This is a genomic window from Nocardia sp. NPDC047648 (assembly GCF_040642815.1).
Taxonomy (GTDB): Bacteria; Actinomycetota; Actinomycetes; order Mycobacteriales; family Mycobacteriaceae; genus Nocardia; species Nocardia gamkensis.
Genome location: NZ_JBEYSX010000001.1, coordinates 503,148 through 522,111, shown reverse-complemented (window position 1 = coordinate 522,111; position 18,964 = coordinate 503,148). Strand labels below are relative to the sequence as shown.

The following is an 18,964-nucleotide window of genomic DNA, read 5'->3' as shown; positions in this document are numbered from 1 at the left end:
TCACCACCAGCCGAGGATCGGCGACAAGCGCCTGCCGAGTTCCGGTGCGAGCGAGCGCGAATAGCTCGCGGTGAGGTGATGCTCGTCGTGGTAGATGAGGATGTTGCCCTCGGCGACCGCGCAGACGTCGCGTTCACACAGCGCGTCGGACAGATCCACCGGGAACACGTTGGGGAACGAGGCGGCGAACTCCAGTGCCGGGTTGACGGCATTCAGCGCGGCCGCGCGCGGCATGCCGCAGCTGATCCGGTCGCCCTGCTGGGCGAGGCAGTCGATGGCCCGGTACCGCACCCCGTCGCGGCGCAGCCATGGTGTGTCGCGAATGGCGAGCACGTTGAGTCCACGGTCGGCCAGCCGGGCCCAGACGTCCAGGTAGTCGCCCGGGGTCTCGTCGCCGTCGCCGTCTCGCGGCCGGGTCGCCGTCGTGAAGACCCACTCCGGGCGTTCGACGGCCAAGCGGTCGATCACCTCCACCGACCAGTCGCGGCAATCCGGATTCGCTTCGCCCTTGTACATCGGCTCCGCCGCCACCGTCAGCGGGCAGCCCATCTTCAGATACACCTCGACCCGGAAGGCGTGCTCGCGAGCGAGCAGGTCCAGGGCAGGCACCCAGTGCTCGGCGTGCGAGCTGCCCACCACCGCGAGGGTCCGCTCCGCGTGGGCATCCCCGTAGGTGCAGGTGATGACGTCGCGGGTGTCCCAGTCCGCGATGCAGCCGTCGCGAGACGGGTAGGCGGCGTCCGCCGGAGCTTCGTACATGGTCGGCCGCATCGGAGCCTCGGGCGTGCTCGCGCCGCCGACCAGCGCCTCCGCGCCGGGATAGTGCACCGGTTCCAGCGCCGTCACCGCCCGCGGCGGATTGGCCCTGGTCGCCACCTGCTCCCCGAGCGACACCGCGAGCACCGCGATGCCCAGCGCCGCGACCAGCCGGCCGGTGTGGCGGGGGCGGACGGGTGTCTCGCGCGCCGAGCGGCCGGACCGCATCCGCAGCGGCTCCTCGACGAACCGGTTCGTCAGGTAGGCGAGCACCAGCGACGCGCCGATCACCCCCAGGCCGACGCCGAGGCCGGCGGTCGCGGCTCCGGTCCGCGCCAGCACGAAGATCAGGATCGGCCAATGCCACAGGTACAGCGCATAGGACAGTTCGCCGAGACGGACCGCGGCCGCCGCGCCGAGCAGCCGGTTGGGCAGCGGTTGCTCGGCGGCGGTCAGGCCGCCGCCCGCGAGGATCAGCGCCAGCGTGGCGCCGACCGGCACCAGCGCGGCGGGACCGGGAAACCGGTCGGCGCCGTCGATCAGCCATCCGCAGGCGAGCACCATGACCGCACCGAGGACGGCCGCCGCGACCCGCACCGGGCGCGGCGGTTTCAGCCAGGGCGCCACGATCGCCAGCAGGCCGCCGGCCGACAACTCCCAGGCGCGGGCGAAGCTGTCGTAATAATTCCAGCCCTGCTGCACCGCGGTGCCGTGCGCGGCGTAGACGAACGAGGCCACCGTGCCCGCGACGAGCAGGACGGCCAGCATGGGGCGCAGCGCCCCGGGGCGGGCGAAACGCAGGCACAGGGCCGCCGCCGACGCCACGACGAGGATGGCGAGCAGGTAGAACTGCATCTGCACGGCCATCGACCACAGGTGCTGGAGCGGGCTCACCGACGGATCGGCGGCCAGATAATCCGACCAGGACAGCGCCAGATACCAGTTCTGGTAGTACAGCAGCGACGCCAGCGTCTGCGCCGCCATCTCGCCCCACTGGGTGAACGGGCGCAGCAGCACAGTCGCCGCGACCACGGCTGCCAGAAGCGTCACCAGCGCGGGCAGCAATCTACGGGCGAGCCTGCCCGCGGTGTGGAGGACGCGGACGGTGCCGGTGGATTCCGCCCCGCGCACCAGCGAGCCGGTGAAGAAGAAGCCGGACAGCACCAGGAACACGTCCACGCCGCCCGAGACCCGCCCGAACCAGATGTGGAACGCCACGACCAGCGCTATCGCCACGCCGCGCAACCCGTCCAGATCGTGCCGGTATCCACCGGCGCCCCCCTGCTGCCCCGCCGGGGCGATCGCACCCGGCCGGAGGAGCCGGTTCACCGCTCGGGCGACCGTCACCGGACGCGCACGGCGCGGTCGCCGCGGCAACGGAATGCGACGGCTCGGCAACGGGACGATGTACGGGACACGTCATCTCTCTTACCACGGGCGGTGAACCATGGTCCAACTCACGGGGCCGGGCTACCGTGCGAAAACAGCCGCTTAATCCGGACAATTCGGGCACCCCTAGATCGGCCGGCCGAGGCCGGTCGTTAGGGTGGAGTCGTGAACGTTGAGGTGACACCCCTGCCGGGTATCGGTGTGCGTAAGGATTTCCCGCTGACCAATACACGACGCCGGATAGGAGTGATCAACCATCGCGACGGCACGATGGACCTCATCGTGAGCAAGCCGGACGACCCCGACGAGACCGAACAGGTACCGCTGACGGCGAAGGAGGCGGCGGTGCTGGCCAGCCTGCTCGGCGCGCCGCAACTGGTCGAGCAGCTGCGCGAGGAACACCGGGAGTTCACCGGCCTCACCACCCGTCAGCTGTCCATCCCGGACCGGTCCCGCTTCGACGGTCGCATGCTGGGCGAGACCCAGATGCGTACCCGGACCAAGGCGTCCATCGTCGCGGTGGTGCGCAGCGGGCAGCCCATTCCCTCCCCGGGACCGGACTTCACCTTCACCGCGGGGGACGTGCTGGTCGTCGTCGGCACCGCGGAGGGCCTGGAGGCCGCCGCCAAGATCCTGTTAGACGGCTGAGCGCATGGTGGCACACGAGACCGCGCTCGCGCTGATCCAGCTGGGCGCGGTATTTTTCGGCCTCGGCCTGCTCGGGCGGATCGCCGCGCGCATCGGCATGTCGCCCATCCCGCTGTACCTGATCGGCGGGCTGGTGTTCGGCACCGGCGGCCTGGTCGAGTTGCGGCAGGTGGACGACTTCATCCACCTCGCCAGCGAGATCGGCGTCGTCCTGCTGCTGTTGCTGCTCGGCCTGGAATACAGCGCACCGGAACTGGTCACCGGCATGCGCCGATCGTGGGCCGCGGGCGTGCTGGACCTCGTGCTCAACGCGACGCCGGGTGTGCTCGTCGCGTTCGGGCTGGGCTGGGGGTTCACCGGCGCCATCGCCATGGCCGGCGTGACCTACATCTCGTCCTCGGGCATCGTCGCGAAGGTGCTCAACGATCTGGGCAGGCTCGGTAACCGCGAAACGCCGGTGGTCCTGTCCATCCTGGTGTTCGAGGACCTGGTGATGGCCGGATACCTGCCCGTGCTGACGGCGGTACTGGCCGGTGTGGGCTTCGTCGCCGGACTGAAGACACTGGGCATCGCCCTGGCGGCGGTCACCGTCGTGCTGATCGTCGCGCTGCGCTACGGCCGCTACGTCTCCGCGATCGTCGACAGTGCCGACCGCGAGATCTTCCTGTTGAAGCTGCTCGGATCCGCGCTTCTGGTGGCGGGCGCGGCCTCCGCGGTCCAGGTATCCGCGGCGGTGGGCGCCTTCCTGCTGGGCATCGCGATCTCGGACTCGACCGCGCACAACGCGACCAAACTGCTCGAACCTCTGCGCGATCTGTTCGCCGCGCTGTTCTTCGTGCTGTTCGGCCTGAGCACCGACCCGGCGAGCATCCCGCCGGTGCTGGGCTGGGCTTGCCTGCTGGCGCTCGTCACCACGGCCAGCAAGATCGCCACCGGCTGGTGGGCGGCCAAGCGGGCCGGTGCGGGCCGCCTCGGCCGGGCGCGCGCGGGCACCGCGCTGGTCGCCCACGGCGAGTTCTCCATCGTCATCGCGGGACTCGCCGTCGCCGCGGGTGCGGTTCCCGCCGAATTCGCCGCCCTGGCCACCACCTACGTGCTGTTGATGGCGGTTCTGGGTCCGGTCGCCAGCCGGTTCGTCGAGCCGGTCATGGCGCTGGTGCTGCGGCGGCGTGCCGGCGTGTCCTGACCGACAGCGGGCTGAACCCGCGGTGGCGACGCCGGAGCGCACCGCCACCGCGGCGGGATTCAGTTCCGTCCGGCGGCGACGGAATTCAGCACGACCTCGACGGCGGGCTCGCCGTCGGACGAGCCGTCCTTGACGCCCGCGGCGGCGATGGACGACAGAACATCCATGCCCGCGGTGACCCGTCCGAACGGGGTGTAGCTCGGCGGCAGCGGCGCGTCGCGGTAGACCAGGAAGAACTGGCTGCCGTTGGTGCCGGGCCCGGCGTTCGCCATGGCGACCGTACCGGCCGGGTAGGTGGCGCCCGCCAGGTTCTCGTCGGGGAAGAAGTAACCGGGGCCGCCCATGCCGGTGGCGGTCGGGTCGCCGCACTGCAGGACGTAGATGCCTTCGGTGGTCACCCGATGGCACTTCGTGTGGTCGAAGAACTGCTCACCGGCCAGGAAGACGAACGAGTTGACCGTGCGTGGCGCGCGGGCCGCGTCGAGGGCGATGGTCACGGTGCCACAGCTGGTGGTCAGCGTCGCGGTGTATCCGGCGTTGGCGTCGATGGTCATGCCGGGTTCGGCGGGCCACTGCTTGCCGTTCGGCTGACCGGCGGCCGGCGCGCCGCAGCCGGCCGGGCCCTGCTCGCGAGCAGGCGCGGGGGTCGCCGAGACGACACCCGTCGCGGACGCCACCAGCGTCACGCCCACGGCGAGTACCCCGAGGATCCGCAGCGATCGCCACGGTAGGCTCCGGCGCCCCGCGCGCCGGCCGTTGACGAGTTCTCGCGCTTGCACTTCGCTGCTCACCGCTGAAAAGCTCCTTCACTCGGGGTTGCGCACCGGACGATGCAGCGCGAATCATTCCATCTCCCCCGCAGTGGTGGGGGAGTACGGCTCGATTTCCGCCTGCGCGGTCCGAAGCCAGGGCCTGCGATGGCCGCAGATCGGCCACAAAATGTTTCCGGCAACTTGTTGGACAACAGAATTTGTTCCCGGTGACGTATAACAAAGCATGGGAATCGTTCGAGCGGCGCTGGTCCAAACGAACTGGACCGGCGACAAAGAGTCGATGCTGAAGGCGCACGAGGCGTACGCGCGCCGGGCCGCCGCGGAGGGGGCCGCGGTGATCTGCTTCCAAGAGCTGTTCTACGGGCCTTATTTCTGCCAGCGGCAGGACACCGGGTTCTACGACTACGCCGAATCCGTCCCAGGGCCGACCACGGAGCGATTCGCCGCGCTGGCGAAGGAATTGCGCCTGGTGATGATTCTGCCGGTGTACGAGCAGGAACAGCCGGGCCTGCTGTACAACACGGCCGCGGTGCTCGACGCCGACGGCAGCTATCTCGGTAAGTACCGCAAACACCACCTGCCGCACGTGCACGGGTTCTGGGAGAAGTTCTACTTCCGCCCGGGCAACCTCGGCTGGCCGGTGTTCGACACCGCGGTCGGCAGAGTCGGCGTGTACATCTGCTACGACCGGCACTTCCCGGAAGGCTGGCGCGCGCTGGCCCTGTCCGGGGCGGAGATCGTGTTCAACCCGTCGGCCACCTCGCGGGGTCTGTCCGGCTACCTCTGGAAACTGGAACAACCGGCGGCAGCGGTGGCCAACGAGTATTTCATCGGCGCCATCAACCGCGTCGGCGTCGAGGAGTACGGCGACGACGACTTCTACGGAACCAGCTACTTCGTCGACCCGGAAGGCAAGTTCGTCGGTGACGTCGCCTCCGACACCGACCCCGAGCTGGTCGTCCGCGATCTGGACATGGACCTGATCAAGGTGGTGCGCGATCGCTGGGCCTTCTACCGCGACCGCCGCCCCGACGCCTACGGGCCGCTGGTGGCCCCCTGAGACCGGGGAACGACATGGCGCGCACTCTCATCCACGGCGGCACGGTCGTCTCCGCCACCGGATCGCAGCCGCTCGACGTGCTCGTCGAGGGCGAGACCATCGTCGCCGTCCTCCAGCCGGGCTCCGCCGCGCTGGGCGCGGACCTCGCCGCCTCCGCCGATCGGGTGCTCGACGCGACCGGCAGATACGTCATCCCCGGCGGTGTGGACGGCCACACCCACATGCAGATGCCCTTCGGCGGGACCCGAGCCTCCGACACCTTCGAGACCGGCACCCGCGCCGCCGCCTGGGGCGGCACCACCACCATCGTCGACTTCGTCGTGCAGAAGCCGGGGGAGCGGGTGCAGGACACCCTGGCCGCCTGGCATGCGAAGGCCGCCGGACAGTGCGCGATCGACTACGGCTTCCACCAGATCATCGGTCAGGTCGACGACGAGTCCCTGAAGGGAATGAGCGAATTGGTGGCCGAGGGTGTCACCAGTTTCAAACTCTTCATGGCCTACCCCGGTGTCTTCTACTCCACCGACGGCCAGATACTGCGCGCCATGCAGTCCGCGGCCGAGCTGGGTGCGCTGCTGATGATGCACGCCGAGAACGGGATCGCCATCGATGTGCTGGTCGAGCAGGCCCTCGCGCGCGGGCAGACCGCGCCGTACTTCCACGGCACGACCAGACCGTGGCAGCTGGAGGAGGAGGCCACCCACCGCGCGATCATGCTGGCCGAGCTGACGGGCGCGCCGCTGTATGTGGTGCATGTGTCGGCCCGGCAGGCGCTGGCCCAGATCGCCGCCGCCCGCGACGCCGGACGCAACGTCTTCGGCGAGACCTGCCCGCAGTACCTGTACCTCTCGCTCGAAGACCAGCTGGGCGCAGCGGGTTTCGAAGGCGCGAAGTGGGTGTGCTCGACACCGCTGCGATCGAAGGCCGAGGGGCATCAGGACGAACTGTGGCGCTATCTGCGCACCGGTGACGTCACGACCGTGGGCACCGACCACTGCCCGTTCTGCATGAAGGACCAGAAGGAGCTGGGTCTCGGCGACTTCAGCAAGATCCCCAACGGCATCGGCGGCGTCGAGCATCGGATGGACCTGATGTTCCAGGGCGTCCGGAGCGGGCGGATCTCGCTGGAACGCTGGGTCGAGGTCTGCTGCACCGCGCCGGCCCGGATGTTCGGCATGTACCCGCGCAAAGGAGTGATCAGCCCGGGGGCGGACGCCGACATCGTCATCTACGACCCGGACGGCCACACCAGCATCGGTCTCGGCAAGACCCACCACATGAACATGGACTACTCGGCCTACGAGGGATTCGAGATCGACGGCCACGTCGACACGGTGCTGTCCCGGGGCCGGGTGGTCGTGGACGGCGGCGGCTATCTCGGTCGCGCGGGACACGGCCGGTTCGTCAAGCGTGACCTCTCGCAGAACCTGATCTGACGCGCCTTTCGATCCTCGAACGGAGAGTGCCGCATGGACATCGGTCTGGTGCTGCAATGCACGCCCCCGGCCTCGCGGGTGATCGAACTGGCCAGGCTCGCGGAGACTTACGGGTTCTCCCACGTCTGGACCTTCGACTCGCATCTGCTCTGGCAGGAGCCGTACGTCATCTACAGCCAGATCCTGGCCGCCACCCGCAGGGTGATGGTCGGTCCGATGGTGACCAACCCGTCCACCCGGGATTGGACGGTGACCGCGTCGACCTTCGCCACGCTCAACGAGATGTTCGGCAACCGCACACTGTGCGGGATCGGCCGCGGTGACTCGGCGGTGCGCACGCAAGGCGAGAAACCCGCCTCCCTGGCAACGCTGCGGCAAGCGGTGGAGGTGATCCGGGAGCTGGGCAACGGGCGCAGCGCGCGAATCGATGACACGGTGGTCCGGCTGCCGTGGGCGGCCGACTCGCGGCTGGAGGTATGGGTAGCGGGCTACGGGCCACGCGCTCTCGACTTGACCGGCGCGGTCGCGGACGGCTTCATCCTGCAGCTGGCCGACCCGAACATCACCGCGTGGACCATCGCGCGGGTGCGCGCGGCGGCCGAGCGCGCGGGCCGGGACCCGGCGGCGGTGCGGATCTGCGTCGCCGCGCCGGCTTACGTCACCGACGGGACGGACGCGGCGCTGGCGCACGCGCGCCGACAGTGCCGATGGTTCGGCGCGATGGTCGGCAACCACGTGGCGGAGATCGTCGCGAGATACGGGACGACGGGCGATATTCCGGCCGCCCTCACCGACTACGTCGAAGGCAGGCGAGGTTACGACTACAACCAGCACGGACGCGCGGACAACGTGCACGCCGAATTCGTACCCGACGCCATCGTGGACCGCTTCTGCCTGCTGGGCACGCCCGACGACCAGCTGTCCCGGCTGCGCGGCCTCGCGGAACTCGGCGTGGACCAATTCGCCGTCTATCTCCAGCACGACGCGAAAACCGCGACCCTGCAGGCGTACGGTGAATCGGTGCTGCCTCGTCTCGCTCCCCTCGTGACCGCTACCCAGTCCACCGAAGGGAGCGACTAGCGTGGTCGATCACGTCTTCTATCCCTGGAGTGCCCAGGCCGAGCTGAACCCGGCCCCCATCACCGGGGCGTTCGGCTCCTACTTCTGGGACGACACGGGCAAGCGCTACCTGGACTTCTCCTCACAGCTGGTCAACGTGAACATCGGTCACCAGCACCCGGACATCGTCGCCGCGATCGTCGCCCAGGCGCAGCGGTTGGCGACCATCTCGCCGACCGTCGCCAACGACGTACGCAGTGAACTGGCCCGGCTGATCGTCGAGCGGGCTCCGGGCGAGCTGAACCGGATTCTGTTCACCACGGGCGGCGCGGAGGCCGTCGAACACGCGGTGCGCCTGGCGCGAAGCTACACCGGGCGCACGAAAATGCTCGCGGCCTACCGCTCCTACCACGGCGGCACGGGGGTGGCGATCGGCCTCACTGGGGAACCGCGGCGCTGGGGCGCGGAGCCGACCAACGTCGACGTGGTGCGGTTCTTCGGGCCCTACCCGTATCGATCGCCCTGGGGCACGGCCGGTCCGGAGGAGGAGACGGCCGCCGCGCTGGCGCACCTGCGGCAGGTGATCGAGCTGGAGGGTCCGCAGAACATCGCCGGGCTGATCCTGGAGACGGTGGTGGGCACCAACGGTGTGCTCGTCCCGCCGCCCGGTTACCTCGCGGGCGTGCGAGCGCTGTGCGACGAGTTCGGCATCGTCTACATCGCCGACGAGGTGATGGTCGGGTTCGGCCGGGTGGGTGAATGGTTCGCGGTGCAGGCGTTCGGTATCGAGCCGGACATCATCACCTTCGCCAAAGGGGTGAACTCCGGCTATGTCCCGCTCGGGGGCGTACTCATGGCCGAACGCATCGCGCAGCGCTACGACCATGTGGTGTATCCGGGCGGCCTCACCTACGCGGGGCACCCCTTGGCCTGCGCGGCAGGCGTCGCTTCGATCGCGGTGTTCGAGCGTGAGGGAATTCTGGATCACGTGCGTTCGGTGGGCGCCGATGTGCTCGGAAAAGGCCTGCGCGAGTTGGCGGCTCGCCATCCGAGCGTCGGCGAGGTCCGTGGACTGGGGTTCTTCTGGGCGCTCGAGCTGGTTCGGGATCAGCGCAGCGGGGAACCGCTGATCCCGTTCGCGGCGACGGGCGCGGACGCCGAACCGATGCTCACGGTCACCGCCGCGGCCAAGGCGCGCGGGCTGTGGCCGTTCAACGCGGGCAACCGTTTCCAGATCGCGCCGCCGCTCACCACGACGGCCGACGAACTGCGCACCGGCCTGGAGATCGTCGACGAAGTGCTCGACGTCGCCGACGGCTACGTCCGGAACTGACCCGCCCGCTCAGTGCGGCGTCAGTTCCACCACCGCGCCGCCCTGCTGCCAGGTCTGGTAGATGTCGGCCTTGGAGGGCGAACCGTCGGCGGTGAAGCCGATTCCGTTGTATTTCGCGTTCTGCTTGTTGTCCCGCGCGACGATCTCGTAGAGCCGCAGCACGTCGGCCTCGGCGGTGTGGACGACCGGGACGAAGGTGCGCGGTTCGCCGCCGAAGGAGCCCCGCACGGGATCACCCGCCCGCAGGTTCTTCACCCACGGACGCAGGGCGGTGCCGATCAGCAGGCTGTCACCGTGCCGGGTGTAGGCCAGCGGCACATCGTAGACCTTCCCGGACTTGCGTCCGACGACGTGCAGGACCATCAGCCGTTTGCCGACGATGCCGGATATGCCCGGCACGCGCAGCAGCGTCCGCACGACCCGATTCATCAGGACCTGGTACGACGGGATGGGTTCGGGACCGGCCGTGGTCGGTGTGCCGTAAGGGTTTTCGGACGATGCGTGCTCACTCATGCTTTCAGTATCGGAGTACGCGCCGCACTTCGCGGGACGACGTCCGAGATCCGCGAATGGGCACCGGATGGCGGCGGCGGGAGCCCTGGGTACCCTCCGTGTATGACTTCCGGGCAAACAGAGATCTGGCACAACCCGCGGTGCAGCAAGAGCCGCAACGCCACCGCGTTCCTGGATGAGGCCGGTGTCGACTACACCGTGCGGAAGTATCTGGACCAGCCGCCGACTGCCGCCGAGCTGCGCGAGGTGCTGCGGCGGCTGGGTGCCGAGCCATGGGACATCACCCGCACCGGCGAGCAGACCGCCAAGGATCTCGGCATGGCGAGCTGGGCGCGGACCGCCGCCGACCGCGACCGCTGGATCGAGGCACTGGTGGAACATCCGGCACTGATCCAGCGACCGATCGTGCTGACCGCCGACGGCGGGGCGGCCGTGGCTCGCGACGACGCCGCGCTGCGCGACCTGCTCTGACGGCCGTGCCCGCGGGGCAGGCCGCAGCGGTAGGGTCGGCGGGCATGAAGGTACAACTGCGCCACAGCCCGGCCGCCGCCATCGCGCGCTGCTTCCTCGCGGGTGGCGAGCCGATGCGGGTCGAGAGCGGCGCCATGGTGGCCCATTCGGCGGGAGTCACGCTGCAGGCCAAGGCCGAGGGCGGCATCCTGGCGGGGTTGAAGCGGTCGGTGCTGGCCGGGGAATCGTTCTTCGTCTCGACGTTCACCGCGCCGCCGCAGGGCGGCTGGGTCGACGTGGCGCCCGCGCTTCCCGGTGACGTGCTCAATCTGCAGATCGCCCCGGACCGGCCGTTCTTCATCAGCCGCGGGGGCTGGATCGCCAACTCGCACGGCGTGCAGGTGGAGAGCAAGTGGGGCGGTTTCGCCAACCTGTTCGGCGGCGAAGGCGGGTTCGGCCTGCGCGCGCACGGCGAAGGCGAGATCGTGGTGGGTGTGTTCGGTGCGATCGATGTGATCGACTTGCAGCCGGGCGAACCGATCACGATCGACACCGGGCATGTGGTCGCCTACGACCTGGCGATGAATTTCACCATCCGGCGGGCGGTTTCGGGTCGATCGATCCAGTCGTTGAAGTCCGGCGAGGGCTTCGTCTTCGACTTCACCGGCCCCGGCCGGGTGCTGCTGCAGACACGCAATCCCGGCGCGTTCGCCGCCTGGGCCGGGTCGGCCGCCTCGCCCAGCTGATCACGGCGTCGTCCTGCCATTACCCGGCGCTCACCAGCAGGTCCCCGACCAGCAGGCGGGTGTCGGGGACGAACGGCCAGTCCGGATCGGCCAGACGAGCGCGCAACTCGGCGTCGGTCCACCACCATCCATCGGCGATCTCGTCGGGTTGGTGACGGACGGGACCGTCGTAGCGCAGTTCGTACGCGTACAGGTGGCATCGCATCGGCCGGCCGTCCCATTCGCCGTCCCAGGAGACCCGCGCCAGCGGCTCCGAGGGCAGCTCGGGGGGGTCCGGCGTCACACCCAATTCCTCGGCCAATTCCCGCAGGGCCGTCTCGCGCGGCGCTTCGCCCGCCGCGACCACACCACCGGCCAGGCAATCGTGCATACCCGCGAAAACGAGCTTGGTGTCGGTGCGACGGTGCACATAGACGCGCTCGCCGTCACCGGACCGCAGGAGCACACCGGCGCTGGCGTGCCACAATCCCTCGCGATAGACCGTGGCCCGCTCGGCCTCGCCGACCGGGTTACCGGCCCGGTCGTAGACCGCGATCGACTCTGCCCTCGGATCTCCGGCGTGGGGCGACGCACGATGCGGAGCGGACATGGATCGAGAGTAACGTGAACACCGCACGCCACAGGGAGAGAGGATCGCCGCCCATGGTGCTTCCGCACGCACTGGCGAATTTCAACCGGCATGTCACCAATCCGACCGCGGGCCTGGTCGCGGGCCGCGCCCCCGGCTTCGGCATCGTGCTGCACAAGGGCCGGAAATCGGGACGGTCCTATCGCACTCCGGTCATGGTCTTCGAGCAGGACGGCGCGTACCGGATCGCGCTGACCTACGGCCGGAATGTCGACTGGGTCAAGAACATCAGCGCGGCGGGCACATTCGCGGTGGAAACCCGCGGTCACGTCGTCGAACTGACCGATCCGGTGGTGCGGCGCGACCCTGCCGCGGCATGGGCGCCGGTGGGGGTCCGGCAGGTGCTGAAGACGATCTCGGCGGACTATTACGTCGAGTCCCGTCCGGCGGGGTGAAAGGCTGCCGTCAGGCGGGGGCGCCACCGCGAAGCCAGTCGGCCCACGGGATACTCCAATCGCCGTTGTGCCAGATGTCGAGGGGGTCGCCGCCGGTGTTGCGGACCTCGACGACATCGCCGGGGATGACGAAGTCGTAGAACCACGCGGCGTCGGCAGGGGAGATGTTCAGGCAGCCGTGTGAGACGTTGGTGTTGCCCTGGGCCCACATGCTCGCGGCTAATTCGTGCACGAAGATTCCGTCGTGGCTGATGCGGACCGCGTGGTTGATGCTCGTGCGGTAGCCGAGCGCGGAGCCGGTGGGCAGGCCGTAGCTGGCGGAATCCATGATCACCGGATCATTCTGGTCCAGCACGGTGTAGATGCCCGGGCGAGTCCAGAACGACATGACTCTGCCGCCGACGACCGTGGTGCCGCCCATGCCCATCGACGTGGGCATGGTGCGCACGAGGTTTCCGTTGTCGAAGACCTCGATCTGTTTGGTCTCGTCGTCGGCGATCGCGATGTGCGCGGGCCCGATATTCACCGAAACCCGTTGGTCGCGCGCGCCGTAGCGGCCATCGCCCAGCGCGCGGCCGAAGAATTCGGCCGCGATCGTGATCCTGGTGCCCGGTGCGTGATAGTGCTCCGGGCGCCAGTGCGCGTTCTGATCGTCGAGCCAGTACCACGCACCGGCGACGGCAGGCTCGGTGATGACCTTCAGGTGGCGTTCCACGGCGGCCCGGTCCACGGGTTCGTCGAAATGGGCGACGAGCACGAAACCTACTCCGTAGCTGTCGTTTTCGGTCAGATCGACGAGATTGGCGGAGCGTAGGGAGACGTCGATGAGCTGTCGCGGTGCCACCGTGGTGCAGGTTGTGGTCGCGGTGACGTCGCCGGTCTCACCGTGAGCGACGGCCTTCGCGGTGTAGGTGTGTCCGTAGCCGAGTGGTTCGGCGGTGGTCCAGGACCGATGATCGGGTGCCGGTACGCCCGGCAGCGATCTGCCCGTTTCATCGGTCCATTCGACCGATCGCAGCGTCCCGTCGGTGACGGTGATCGTGCCGGGACTGCGTGCTTCGACATCGTGTGCGCCGGGTGCGGGGTCGAACCGGATTGTGGCGGGTACGGGAGGTGGCGCGAGTTCTCGCGTCCACCCCCATCCGGCCAAGGCGAGGCCACCCGCACCGGCGAAGCCGATCAGCAGCCGACGACGTCCCAATGCCACCGTCTATCTCCCTTCTCCGGGGTGCTGGGCCGACCTCCGTCCGTCAGCATGCGACAGCTGAGCGCCGCCAGGGATACCGACGCCCAGCATCTCCACCGATCCGCCGCACAACCGATACCGTTCCTCGATCGATCCGGGTTCTCGTCAGACGCTCGACGGTGATCTGCCAGGACCTGGATCAGATGTTCGCGCCGACTCCACTCACCGGCGGCCTGCCCGCGACCGGCCCGGCCACCTCGGGCACCTCCTATTGCGAGCCCGTTGCCCCGGCCACGTGCTCGCACCGCCACGCCGGCGGCACTGCACGGGCGGGAGACTCTGCCCCATCACCGGTGACGGCGGCAGCTGGTCGGGCGCCGGTGTCGAGGCGGTGGCTGCCGGATCGTCGCATCGGCCTACGCGACGGAGAAGAACGCTCGGCGAGTACGGGCGAGCGCGAGCCGGTCGCCGGACGGAAGAGTTACGCGTCCGCAGTCGATTCGTCGGTGCGGCTCAGTACCGAGGGCGGCAGCCCGAAAGTCCGGCGGCAGGTGCGGGTGAGGTCCGCGCCGTCGGAGAAACCCGCCGCGTGCGCGGCGGTCGTGAGGTCGTCCCCGGCGAGTGCGCGGGTCCGCGCGATGTGCAGCCGCAGCCAGACGATGTAGCGGCGCAACGGGATTCCCATCTGCTCGGTGAACAGATGGGAGAGCCGGGGCGCCGGAATGCCGAGTTGACGAGCGACGTCCGAGCCGCGCACGGAGCCCGTGCGCACCAGAGCGGGCAGCAGTTGCAGGGCCGCCGTGATCACCGCGTGCCGCTCGCCCGCGCCGGACGCTGCGTCCTGCGGCAGCAGTTCGTCGACGACGGCGGTGACCTGAGCGGTCAGATCGCCGCTACCGGCCGTGATGCCCAGGGTGTCGGTGCTGTCGGCCCAGCCGTTGAGATGGGCCCTGCGGTCCGCCGCCGCACCGGCGGCGGTCTCGGGATCGAGGTAGACGGCCGTGCCGTGCGCGGCGCCCACGTCGATGCGGTGCGGTGCGTCGGTCGGCACGATGACGTGGGTGCCCTGCCTGCGGACGCCGCTGCCGTCCACCACCACGATCGGAGTGCTCGCGGCGACGATCTGCACCGCGTGGTGCGCGTGCAACTCCGACGGACCGATCGATCCGGCGAAAGCCAGGACCCCGGGCCGCAGCAGCGCGACACCCGCCTGCGATGGTTCGTCCGCTGCGCCCACAGGCGACATCGAGAAGCCGTTGGTGACCAGAGCCTTCATCATGGGATGCTCCCGGCTGAGACACTCGCGCTGAATCCTGGGATGAGCGTATCGGTTTCGCGCGGGCGGTATTCCCGATTCCTCCGATTACCGCCCGTCGCCGGGGATCGGGCCCGCGGTGCCGCCGACCCGGCCCGCCGATCACCGCCCGGACGGCCTCACGACCGGATTCCGGCATCGATCATGAGTTCGCTACTCGATTGCTCGCAGCGAAAGTCCGCCGGTCAGTTCTCGGTCACCTCGACGCCGCGCCAGAACGCGACATAGTCCTTGATCTGCGCCGCCTTGGTCTTCGGCTCCGCGTAGTACCAGGCGGCATCGGTATTGGAGTCTCCGTCGACCACCACCGTGTAGTAGCTGGCGGTGCCCTTCCATGGGCAGTAGGTGTGCGTATCGGAGGGCTGGAAGAACTCCGGCTGGATGGAGTCCGGCGGGAAGTAGTGGTTTCCCTCGATGAGGATGGTGTCGTTGCTGGTCGCCAGGACGCGGCCGTGCCAAGTTGCCGTTGCCATCCTTCGATTCTGCCCCGATTCCGTGGGTGGTGCGGGGGCGAACAGGCCGGGCCGAGGCCGGGCGGTCACACGGGACGATCGGGCCGCGACGCGGGCCGGTGCAGCTCGACGGCCAGCGCCACGAGTTCGCTCATGTGCTCGCCGTCGGATTCGGCCCGCCGCATCGCCTCGGCGACCGGAAAAGTGCGTACCTCGAGGATCTGCTCGGCGTCGTCGGGATTGGTCGGCGCGGAATCGAGCACCACGTCGGCGGTGCACCAGAGCCACGCCTTGTGCGGATGGGGCTGCCACTCGCGATAGGGCGCGGCGCTGTTGCTCGTGGCGTGGTGGGCGCCGAACCATGCGATCGGTCCGATCGGGCGCGCTCCCGCCTCCTCGAGTAGTTCGCGGCGTACACACGCGTCGATCGACTCGCCGTGTTCCCTGGTGCCGCCGGGAATCAGCCAGACGTCGCGATCGTCGCGGCACAGGACGATCTCGTCGCCGACGAAGCAGACCACGTGGATGTTGGTGACCAGCTCGTCGGACGGGAGCGTGGTGGAGAACCGCACATCCAGATCACCCCATGCCCAGTGGGCCGGGGTGTGCAGCAAGGGGTAGCGATCGGCGAGCGTCACAGTAAGACGGTAACGGCAACCGAGCACCGCGTCCGGCCCTTTCGTCCGCGCCCCGGTGCGACAAGCCCAGCGGCGCAGCCGAGTTCGGCGCCGAGCCGCTCGGCATGGTCAGGCCCGTGGGCGTTCCCGGGCCAGCGTCCGGTAGCTCACGTTCCAGAACCACTCCACCGGCCCTCGCTCGAAGCGGCGTAACCACAGGTGCGCTCCGCTCGCGATGATCACCGCCACCAGCAGGTAGACGCCGATGGTGAACGGGACGCGGTCGCCGGGTGAGACGCGGGTGGCGAGTCCGAAACCCCAGCCGTAGCAGAGCATCGATGCCACCAGGTTCTGCAGGATGTAGCAGCTGAGCGCGGTGCGGCCGATCTCGGTGAGGCGCCGCCCGGCGAACCCGGCCACAGGATGCCGCAGGTACCACTCGGCGACCGCCGCCAGAATGCCGAGACCGACGAACGGGGCGCTGCCGTAACGGGTGAACAGGATGAGATCGCCGCCGCCGATGAGGCCGACGGCCGAGTCGATCGGCGCCGCCACGCCGAACCCGAGGATCATCAGCCGCTTCCGGATCCGGCCGCCCTCCGGGTCGAATACCCCGGCCCGAAACAGCCGGGCGCCGGTCAGGAACAGCGCGACCGACATCGCGAAGACGAAGACCGCCTCCACCCGGAACAGCCCGGCGTGGCCGAGCCGGAACAGCGCGAGATCCCAGAACGAGCCCTCCGCGTACGGATTCGGGTCCAGCGCGGGAGGTGCGGCCGCATCCCGGCGCGGTGCGAACACCAGAGCCAGTGCGATCAGCGTCAACAGCGACACGTGCACGGCCGCCGCGCCGACCAGCCAGCGCCGCTGCGCACGCTCGCCGGTGGCGAGCACGAACGCGACGACGAGTCCGGTCACCGCGTAACCCATCAGGACGTCGAACTCGGCGACGAAGACGAAATTGAGCAGACCATCCAGCAGCAGGAGTCCCGCGCGCCAGGGGTACTCGCCCGGCCAGCGGCGCCCGGCCGTCGTCGCGGAGCGCTGCTGGATGGCCAGGCCGATGCCGAACATGACGGTGAGCAGACCGAGGAACTTGCCCTGCGCCGCCTGCTGGAGCACCCGCTCGGTCCACGTCCATCCGCCGGCCTGCTCGCCCAGGTCGTGCAGGTAGCCGAGCAACCCCTGCGGGTTGGTCATGATCCAGATGTTGGTGCCGAGGGTGCCCAGAATCGCGATCCCGCGTAGCACGTCCAATGTGACGAGCCGGGTGCGCGCGGGCGGCGCGGGCGCCGATCGGCGCTGTTCGGTGGCCGCCGCGCTGCGGTCGGCGATCGATTCGGACATGTCCCGACTATCGCGCCGACCTGCGCCGCGACGAGTCCTCCGGAAGTACCACCTGCGGTATGACATTGGACTCCGCCGGTCGCGACCGGTTGCGCCGGGTGCGTCGCATAGGCTCGACAGCATGCAGCGCATCATCGGAATAGAGGTCGAATACGGCATCTCGACCCCGACCGAGCCGTCGGCCAACCCGATCCTCACCTCGACCCAGGCGGTCTTGGCCTACGCGGCGGCGGAGGGCGTGCCGCGCGCGAAGCGCACCCGCTGGGACTACGAGGTGGAGTCGCCGCTGCGCGACGCGCGCGGATTCGACCTGAGCCGGATGAACGGGCCCGCGCCGGTGATCGACGCCGACGAGGTGGGTGCCGCCAACATGATCCTCACCAACGGCGCCCGGCTCTACGTCGACCACGCCCACCCGGAATACTCCGCGCCCGAGGTCACCGACCCGCTGGACGCGGTGATCTGGGACAAGGCGGGCGAGCGGGTGATGGAGGCCGCCGCGCGGCACGCCTCGAGCGTGCCGGGGGCCCCGCGGCTGCAGCTGTACAAGAACAACGTCGACGGCAAGGGCGCCTCCTACGGCACCCACGAGAACTACCTGATGAGCCGGGACACCCCGTTCAACCAGATCATCGTCGGGCTCACGCCGTTCTTCGTGTCCCGGCAGGTGGTGTGCGGCTCCGGCCGGGTGGGCATCGGCCAATCCGGCGACCACGCGGGCTTCCAGCTGTCCCAGCGTTCGGACTACATCGAGGTCGAGGTCGGCCTGGAGACCACGCTCAAGCGCGGCATCATCAACACCCGCGACGAACCGCACGCCGACGCCGACAAGTACCGCAGGCTGCACGTCATCATCGGGGACGCCAACCTGGCCGAGATGTCGACCTACCTCAAGGTCGGCACAACGGCCCTGGTTCTCGACCTGATCGAGGCGGGCGAGGACCTGTCGGATCTGCAACTCGCGCGCCCGGTCACCGCGGTGCACACGATCAGTCACGACCCCACGCTGCGGGCGACCGTCGCGCTCGCCGACGGCCGCGAGCTGACCGGTCTCGCGTTGCAGCGCGTCTACTTGGATCGGGTGGTGAAATTCGTCGACCGCACCGGCAACGACGACAAGCGCGTCCACGACATCATCGAGAACTGGGCGATGGTGCTCGACCTGCTCGAACGCGATCCGATGGAGTGCGCCAACCTGCTCGACTGGCCCGCCAAGCTGCGCCTGCTCGAGGGCATGCGCAGCCGGGAAGGTCTCGGCTGGGCGGCCCCCAAGCTGCACCTGATGGACCTGCAGTACTCCGATGTGCGCCTGGACAAGGGCCTCTACAACCGTCTGGTCGCCCGCGGCTCGATGAAGCGCCTGATCAACGAGCAACAGGTCCTCGACGCCATGACCAACCCGCCCACCGACACCCGCGCCTACTTCCGCGGCGAATGCCTGCGCCGCTTCGGCGCCGACATCGCGGCGGCCAGCTGGGACTCGGTGATCTTCGACCTGGGCGGCGACTCCCTGGTCCGCATCCCCACCCTGGAACCCCGCCGCGGCACCAAGGCCCACGTCGGCAAGCTCCTCGACGGCGTGACCACCGCCGCCGACCTGGTCGAACAGCTCACGACGTAGTCTTCGGCAGCGCGTGTCCCGGCCATCCGGCGGGTCGGCCGGGCTACGCGTGTT

19 protein-coding genes are annotated in these 18,964 nt (G+C 69.3%); 10 read left to right on the top strand and 9 right to left on the bottom strand.

The annotated features are described in order from the left end of the window. A complete protein-coding gene (locus ABZ803_RS02395) occupies positions 1-2,058 on the bottom strand; it encodes an acyltransferase family protein (protein ID WP_357032640.1) in 2,058 nt (685 codons plus the stop codon). 252 nt (positions 2,059-2,310) lie between these two features. Here ABZ803_RS02395 and ABZ803_RS02390 point away from each other — a divergent pair, with 252 nt between their 5' ends. Next, on the top strand, positions 2,311-2,793 hold the full coding sequence (locus ABZ803_RS02390; RefSeq protein WP_357031695.1) for a TrkA C-terminal domain-containing protein: 483 nt from the start codon (positions 2,311-2,313) through the stop codon (positions 2,791-2,793). A gap of 4 nt (positions 2,794-2,797) precedes the next feature. Then, the gene (locus ABZ803_RS02385) at positions 2,798-3,979 is read left to right on the top strand and encodes a cation:proton antiporter (RefSeq protein ID WP_357031692.1); all 1,182 of its coding nucleotides are present in this window, start codon (positions 2,798-2,800) and stop codon (positions 3,977-3,979) included. 59 nt (positions 3,980-4,038) lie between these two features. Here the strand turns inward: ABZ803_RS02385 and ABZ803_RS02380 are convergent, their stop codons facing one another. Next, entirely contained in the window at positions 4,039-4,770 is a 732-nt protein-coding gene (locus tag ABZ803_RS02380; protein WP_357031689.1) for a peptidylprolyl isomerase, read from the bottom strand. Positions 4,771-4,975: 205 nt separating this feature from the next. Between ABZ803_RS02380 and ABZ803_RS02375 the strand changes: the two genes are divergently transcribed. The 4 genes from ABZ803_RS02375 to ABZ803_RS02360 are packed head-to-tail and all read left to right on the top strand — an operon-like array spanning position 4,976 to position 9,640. Further along, positions 4,976-5,812 (top strand): nitrilase-related carbon-nitrogen hydrolase, encoded by an 837-nt coding sequence (locus ABZ803_RS02375; RefSeq protein WP_357031687.1) that lies wholly within the window; start codon positions 4,976-4,978, stop codon positions 5,810-5,812. A 14-nt stretch (positions 5,813-5,826) separates the two neighbouring features. Next, on the top strand, positions 5,827-7,248 hold the full coding sequence (gene hydA / locus ABZ803_RS02370; RefSeq protein WP_357031684.1) for a dihydropyrimidinase: 1,422 nt from the start codon (positions 5,827-5,829) through the stop codon (positions 7,246-7,248). Between the two features lie 33 nt (positions 7,249-7,281). Then, entirely contained in the window at positions 7,282-8,328 is a 1,047-nt protein-coding gene (locus tag ABZ803_RS02365) for a TIGR03842 family LLM class F420-dependent oxidoreductase (protein WP_357031681.1), read from the top strand. Position 8,329: 1 nt separating this feature from the next. After that, on the top strand, positions 8,330-9,640 hold the full coding sequence (locus tag ABZ803_RS02360; protein WP_357031678.1) for an aspartate aminotransferase family protein: 1,311 nt from the start codon (positions 8,330-8,332) through the stop codon (positions 9,638-9,640). Positions 9,641-9,649: 9 nt separating this feature from the next. On the opposite strand, the gene ABZ803_RS02355 is transcribed toward ABZ803_RS02360, so the two are convergent. Next, the gene (locus ABZ803_RS02355) at positions 9,650-10,153 is read right to left on the bottom strand and encodes a nitroreductase/quinone reductase family protein (protein ID WP_357031675.1); all 504 of its coding nucleotides are present in this window, start codon (positions 10,151-10,153) and stop codon (positions 9,650-9,652) included. A 102-nt stretch (positions 10,154-10,255) separates the two neighbouring features. Between ABZ803_RS02355 and ABZ803_RS02350 the strand changes: the two genes are divergently transcribed. Both ABZ803_RS02350 and ABZ803_RS02345 read left to right on the top strand, forming a co-directional pair. After that, positions 10,256-10,624, top strand: a complete 369-nt coding sequence (locus tag ABZ803_RS02350; RefSeq protein WP_357031672.1) for an arsenate reductase family protein — start codon at positions 10,256-10,258, stop codon at positions 10,622-10,624. Positions 10,625-10,668: 44 nt separating this feature from the next. Then, positions 10,669-11,349 carry a TIGR00266 family protein gene (locus ABZ803_RS02345; protein ID WP_040867188.1) on the top strand — a complete coding sequence of 227 codons (681 nt, stop codon included), beginning with the start codon at positions 10,669-10,671 and terminating at the stop codon, positions 11,347-11,349. 19 nt (positions 11,350-11,368) lie between these two features. Here ABZ803_RS02345 and ABZ803_RS02340 read toward each other — a convergent pair whose 3' ends face one another. Continuing rightward, entirely contained in the window at positions 11,369-11,938 is a 570-nt protein-coding gene (locus ABZ803_RS02340; protein WP_357031668.1) for an NUDIX domain-containing protein, read from the bottom strand. 53 nt (positions 11,939-11,991) lie between these two features. On the opposite strand from ABZ803_RS02340, the gene ABZ803_RS02335 reads away from it, so the two are divergent. Then, positions 11,992-12,372, top strand: coding sequence for a nitroreductase family deazaflavin-dependent oxidoreductase (locus tag ABZ803_RS02335; protein WP_357031666.1), 381 nt, complete (start codon positions 11,992-11,994; stop codon positions 12,370-12,372). A gap of 10 nt (positions 12,373-12,382) precedes the next feature. On the opposite strand, the gene ABZ803_RS02330 is transcribed toward ABZ803_RS02335, so the two are convergent. The 5 genes from ABZ803_RS02330 to ABZ803_RS02310 all read right to left on the bottom strand — a co-directional run bounded on the left by ABZ803_RS02330 (position 12,383) and on the right by ABZ803_RS02310 (position 17,289). Continuing rightward, on the bottom strand, positions 12,383-13,579 hold the full coding sequence (locus ABZ803_RS02330; protein ID WP_357031663.1) for an Ig-like domain-containing protein: 1,197 nt from the start codon (positions 13,577-13,579) through the stop codon (positions 12,383-12,385). A 460-nt stretch (positions 13,580-14,039) separates the two neighbouring features. Further along, the gene (locus ABZ803_RS02325; RefSeq protein WP_357031660.1) at positions 14,040-14,837 is read right to left on the bottom strand and encodes a helix-turn-helix domain-containing protein; all 798 of its coding nucleotides are present in this window, start codon (positions 14,835-14,837) and stop codon (positions 14,040-14,042) included. 221 nt (positions 14,838-15,058) lie between these two features. Continuing rightward, on the bottom strand, positions 15,059-15,346 hold the full coding sequence (locus ABZ803_RS02320) for a DUF427 domain-containing protein (protein WP_357031658.1): 288 nt from the start codon (positions 15,344-15,346) through the stop codon (positions 15,059-15,061). Positions 15,347-15,411: 65 nt separating this feature from the next. Beyond that, entirely contained in the window at positions 15,412-15,963 is a 552-nt protein-coding gene (locus ABZ803_RS02315) for an NUDIX domain-containing protein (protein WP_357031655.1), read from the bottom strand. Positions 15,964-16,071: 108 nt separating this feature from the next. Then, positions 16,072-17,289 (bottom strand): DUF418 domain-containing protein, encoded by a 1,218-nt coding sequence (locus ABZ803_RS02310; RefSeq protein WP_357031652.1) that lies wholly within the window; start codon positions 17,287-17,289, stop codon positions 16,072-16,074. A gap of 121 nt (positions 17,290-17,410) precedes the next feature. Here ABZ803_RS02310 and dop point away from each other — a divergent pair, with 121 nt between their 5' ends. After that, positions 17,411-18,910: a depupylase/deamidase Dop gene (gene dop / locus ABZ803_RS02305; protein ID WP_357031649.1), complete on the top strand. Its 1,500-nt coding sequence runs from the start codon at positions 17,411-17,413 to the stop codon at positions 18,908-18,910. Positions 18,911-18,964: the final 54 nt, after the last annotated feature.

Excerpts from the sequence above, each read along its gene's own strand:
- ABZ803_RS02350 (WP_357031672.1), top strand. The coding sequence starts at position 10,256 with ATGACTTCCGGGCAAACAGAGATCTGGCACAACCCGCGGTGCAGCAAG.
- ABZ803_RS02320 (WP_357031658.1), bottom strand. The coding sequence starts at position 15,346 with ATGGCAACGGCAACTTGGCACGGCCGCGTCCTGGCGACCAGCAACGAC.
- ABZ803_RS02345 (WP_040867188.1), top strand. The coding sequence starts at position 10,669 with ATGAAGGTACAACTGCGCCACAGCCCGGCCGCCGCCATCGCGCGCTGC.
- ABZ803_RS02325 (WP_357031660.1), bottom strand. The coding sequence starts at position 14,837 with ATGATGAAGGCTCTGGTCACCAACGGCTTCTCGATGTCGCCTGTGGGC.
- ABZ803_RS02375 (WP_357031687.1), top strand. The coding sequence starts at position 4,976 with ATGGGAATCGTTCGAGCGGCGCTGGTCCAAACGAACTGGACCGGCGAC.
- dop (WP_357031649.1), top strand. The coding sequence starts at position 17,411 with ATGCAGCGCATCATCGGAATAGAGGTCGAATACGGCATCTCGACCCCG.
- ABZ803_RS02385 (WP_357031692.1), top strand. The coding sequence starts at position 2,798 with ATGGTGGCACACGAGACCGCGCTCGCGCTGATCCAGCTGGGCGCGGTA.
- ABZ803_RS02355 (WP_357031675.1), bottom strand. The coding sequence starts at position 10,153 with ATGAGTGAGCACGCATCGTCCGAAAACCCTTACGGCACACCGACCACG.
- ABZ803_RS02310 (WP_357031652.1), bottom strand. The coding sequence starts at position 17,289 with ATGTCCGAATCGATCGCCGACCGCAGCGCGGCGGCCACCGAACAGCGC.
- hydA (WP_357031684.1), top strand. The coding sequence starts at position 5,827 with ATGGCGCGCACTCTCATCCACGGCGGCACGGTCGTCTCCGCCACCGGA.
- ABZ803_RS02335 (WP_357031666.1), top strand. The coding sequence starts at position 11,992 with ATGGTGCTTCCGCACGCACTGGCGAATTTCAACCGGCATGTCACCAAT.
- ABZ803_RS02340 (WP_357031668.1), bottom strand. The coding sequence starts at position 11,938 with ATGTCCGCTCCGCATCGTGCGTCGCCCCACGCCGGAGATCCGAGGGCA.
- ABZ803_RS02365 (WP_357031681.1), top strand. The coding sequence starts at position 7,282 with ATGGACATCGGTCTGGTGCTGCAATGCACGCCCCCGGCCTCGCGGGTG.